Source organism: Candidatus Desulfatibia sp., assembly GCF_036446775.1.
In the GTDB taxonomy this organism is placed as follows: Bacteria; Desulfobacterota; Desulfobacteria; order Desulfobacterales; family UBA11574; genus Desulfatibia_A.
In genome coordinates this window covers 1-4,192 of record NZ_JAZFTO010000207.1, presented here as the reverse complement: position 1 = coordinate 4,192, position 4,192 = coordinate 1, and the positions used below count along the sequence as shown (strand labels likewise).

3 protein-coding genes are annotated in these 4,192 nt (G+C 48.4%); 1 reads left to right on the top strand and 2 read right to left on the bottom strand.

Annotated features, from left to right (window positions below; translation table 11 throughout):
* Positions 1 to 1,605: DEAD/DEAH box helicase (locus tag V3S16_RS10015; RefSeq protein WP_413884547.1), on the top strand; the 1,605-nt coding region annotated here is incomplete at its 5' end.
* Positions 1,606 to 1,645: 40 nt separating this feature from the next.
* Here the strand turns inward: V3S16_RS10015 and V3S16_RS10010 are convergent.
* Complete coding sequence (locus V3S16_RS10010; protein WP_413884546.1) at positions 1,646 to 3,454, bottom strand: ATP-binding cassette domain-containing protein; 1,809 nt, start codon at positions 3,452 to 3,454, stop codon at positions 1,646 to 1,648.
* Positions 3,454 to 3,684, bottom strand: a complete 231-nt coding sequence (locus V3S16_RS10005; protein WP_413884545.1) for a YwbE family protein — start codon at positions 3,682 to 3,684, stop codon at positions 3,454 to 3,456. The genes V3S16_RS10010 and V3S16_RS10005 overlap by 1 nt, the downstream gene beginning before the upstream one ends.
* Between the last annotated feature and the right edge of the window lie 508 nt (positions 3,685 to 4,192).

The following is a 4,192-nucleotide window of genomic DNA, read 5'->3' as shown; positions in this document are numbered from 1 at the left end:
CCAGAACTGGAACAGACTGTATCTGATCTAGGCTATGTTATTCCCACTCCGATTCAATCGGAAATTATCCCGTTAATGCTGGAAGGTCACGATGTAATCGGACAGGCCCAGACAGGTACCGGTAAAACGGCCGCCTTCATGTTGCCCATTATTCAAACCATGGAGAAGGGGCAGCGTAGTATACAGGCGCTTGTTCTGGCTCCCACGCGGGAACTGGCTATGCAGGTGGCGAAAGCTGCAAGCGAATACGGTAAAGACCTGAACGTGCGTGTTCTGCCGGTATACGGTGGTCAACCCTATAACTTGCAGATTAGTCATCTCAGACAGGGCGTTGATATCGTAGTAGGCACACCTGGACGCTTGCTGGATCTTATACAGAAGAAAGAATTAAATCTCGGTAATGTGAGCACCATCGTCATCGATGAGGCGGATGAAATGCTCAGCATGGGATTCATTGAGGATATCGAGGAGATTCTCAGCGGGGTTCCATCGGAACACCAGACGGCGCTCTTTTCAGCCACTCTTCCGCCGGAAATAAGAAGCATTTCCAAAAAGTACATGCGGTCTCCGAAATCTGTCACCATCAAAAGCAAACATCTCACTGTTGACGCAATCGAACATCGTTACTGCCTTGTTAACAGAGGTGAAAAGCTGGCTGTTCTTACACGGCTTTTCGAGATGGAGGATATCACCAGCGCGCTTATATTTACCAGGACCAGAGCGGGTACGACTGATCTGGTTAACGCGCTTGTGACACGCGGATTTCCCGCCGAGGCCCTGAACGGAGACCTGAGCCAGCAGGCCCGGGAACAGGTTTTAAACCGCTTCCGTAAAAATAAAATCACCGTCCTTGTGGCAACGGATATAGCTGCCCGCGGACTGGATATCGATAATATTTCACACGTGTTCAACTATGACCTGCCCGAAGACCCGGAATTATACGTACACCGTGTCGGGCGCACCGGCAGGGCCGGTAAAACGGGAATTGCCATATCATTGCTGGCGCCGCAGGAAAAGTGGCGGTTGAACCGGATAGAAGGTTATACCAAACAGCCTGTTACTCGGATACAGATTCCGACCGTTGAGGAAATTGAGGCGCACAGAGAAGCGCAGATGCTGGAACAGATGACGGTCTGGCTAAAGCGCGGTCGTTGTCAGAAGGAATTACAGATAGTTAACAAGCTGGTGTTAATGGGGGAAGACCTTCTTCAGATTGCCGCAACAGCCATGAAAATTGCCCGGAAAGAGGAGAAACAGCGCCCTATTGTGCAGATTAGCGAAGTGCGGGAAGGGAAGCCCCAATCAGCCAGGCGCGGATTTAAAAATGGCAAAAAGGGGAACGGACGAAAAGACGATAGGGTCTCCAGTGAAGAGGGCATGGTGCGGCTGACTATTAACGCTGGGAAAGCTCATGATATTCAGCCCGCCGATATTGTTAGCACGATAGCTTACCGCGCGGATTTCCCCGGTAAAACCATCGGCGCTATAAATATTCATGACAGGCATACACTCATCGATGTGCCGGAGCAATATGTGGGGCAAGCATTAGCTCTTGCCGGAAAATGCCGGATTCGCAAAAACGCGGTTACTCTGGAACTGGCGTAAAAAGGCGGCTATCAAAAACCGGTTAATGGAGAAACTTCGGTTAAGAACCCGGCTCGTTTTTAAGGTCTTCGAGTTCTTCCCATCGGGCATAGGATTCAGCCAGCAGTTTCTTTAGTTCCTCCAACCGTTCTGTCTTACGGACAATCCCGGACTTTTCGTTTTTATAGAGCTCCGGGTCAGCCATCGCCTTATATAATTCCTTTTGTTCAGTTTCCATTGCCTCAATAGTGTGAGGTAGTTCTTCCAGTTCCTTTTTCTGACGGAACCCGAATCTTGTTTTCGGCCTGGTGGCCTTGACCGCAGGTGTGCCTTTTGAGGTTTTGGCGGATTTGGTTTCTACCTGGCGTTGACGCTGCCAGTCATCATATCCGCCCACGTATTCTTTCACTATGCCTGAGCCTTCAAAAACCAGTGTGCTGGTGACGACATTGTTAATAAAAGCCCTGTCATGACTGACCAGGAGTATCGTGCCGGGATAATTCAACAGGTATTCTTCAAGGACTTCCAGCGTCTCTACATCAAGGTCATTGGTCGGCTCGTCCAGAACCATGATATTGGAAGGCCGGACGAATTGCTTGGCAAGTAAAAGCCGGCTGCGTTCGCCGCCGGAAAGCTTTGAAACATATGAGCGTGCTTGATCCGGGGAAAAGAGTAAATCCTGCAGGTACCCGATAATATGCCGTTGTTTTCCGTTGATAAAAACGATATCCTGATTGTCTTCCGCCACATTTTGCTGAACGGTCTTATTATCATCCAGTTGCTCCCGCAACTGGTCGAAATAGCTGATTTGCAGGTTGCTGCCCAGTCGGATACTTCCTGAATCCGGCTGGAGTTCGCCCAAAAGAAGGCGTAAAAGAGTGGTCTTGCCGCTGCCGTTAGGCCCCAGTATGCCGACACGGTCGCCCTTCATAATCATTGTGGAGAGGTTCGAGATAACTGGACTATTGCCGTAACTGAAATTAATATCTTCAGCCTCGACAACCAGCTTGCCGGACTGTTTTGCCTGCTGGTTCGCTATTTTTATGGTTCCGGAGCGTTCTCTTCTCTGGCTCCAGAGTTCCCTCATTTTTAAAAGTGCACGGACGCGGCCTTCATTCCGGGTACGCCGCGCCTTGACGCCCTCACGTACCCACCGTTCCTCCTGCTGCAGCTTTTTATCGAACAATGCGTTCCGGGTTTCTTCATTCTCCCTGGCTTCTTCTCGCCGTTTCAAGAAAGTCTCGTAATCGCACGACTGGTCGAATAATCCGCCCCGGTCGATTTCCACAATCCGGGTGGCTATTCTCTGTAAAAACATCCGGTCGTGAGTTACAAATATCAAAGCGCCGGTAAACCGTAATAACACTTCTTCGAGCCGTTTGATTGAATCAATATCCATGTGGTTGGTCGGTTCATCGAGTAGCAGTATATCTGGTTCGTCTATAAACGCTTTGGCCAGTAATACCTTGCGCTTCATTCCGGCGGAAAGGGTGTTAAAAACCACGCCGGTATCCAGTCCCAGTTGAGAGGTTATTTTCTCGGCTTGCTGGTGAAGTTTCCAGACCTTCTCCGTATCAGAAGTATCATGTACCCGGCTTGACTCACCGGTCACTACTTCCAGCACGGTACCCGGTATCTCCCCGGGCACTATCTGGTCGAGATAAGCGGCCCGGATTCCTTTCTGGATAGCTACGGTACCGGAATCAGGACGGGTCTTGCCCATGACAAGTTTAAGAAGAGTTGACTTGCCAGACCCGTTACGCCCGACAAGAGCAACCTTTTCTCCCTGTTCAACGGTCAGGTTAATTTCCTTGAAAAGCCGGGTAACGCTAAAGGCCAGGCTGACACTTCGTATATTGATATATGCCACTAACGGTGTGAACCTCCCGGTGAAACGGCTATCTCTTTTACTCTTCCGACCTGTCCGCTCTCCAAGCGTACTTTGATACCATGAGGATGAAATTGAGAATTGGTTAAAATATCTTTAACGATTCCCTCTGTTAATTCACCGGAGTGCTGGTCGGTTTTTAAAACAATCGAAACCATCAGCCCCAGCTTTATATCATTGCGGCTTGTGCTGTTTCTCTTTCCCCCAGTCATACATACCATCATAACATTTTTTAAGAATGAAGCTTTAGTGGTATCGATAAAGTATGGGTCGGTGAGATGGTGCTGCTGGCAGGGAATTCATCGGACAGAGGCTGGATGAAAATACAGGGCGGGACCACCTGATAAGCGTTGCGTCTGACGACTTTACGGGGCGCCTGATGGAAGAACAAGCACCCCTTTTAGAATTCGGATGAAAAACCGGTGAAAATTGAGGCTATGGTGGGCGGTACTGTACGATAGGTGGAACCTTTGAACTAGTTTTCAGTCTAGTTTAATTGAAATAACAACCTTTTTAGGCCCCCAGTTAGTTGATATTTTAATAATATAAGCATAAAATCAGATAGTGGTACTAATTTACTGTGCTTTTAGCTATACGTCTAGCTTCAAAGCAAGCCTCTAGCGAGCAAGAAGTTACATTAGGCTCGCATCTAGCTGTAAAAGTAAATATAAATCTACATATGAACCGGAAATATAATATGATAAAATATGAATAAAGTAT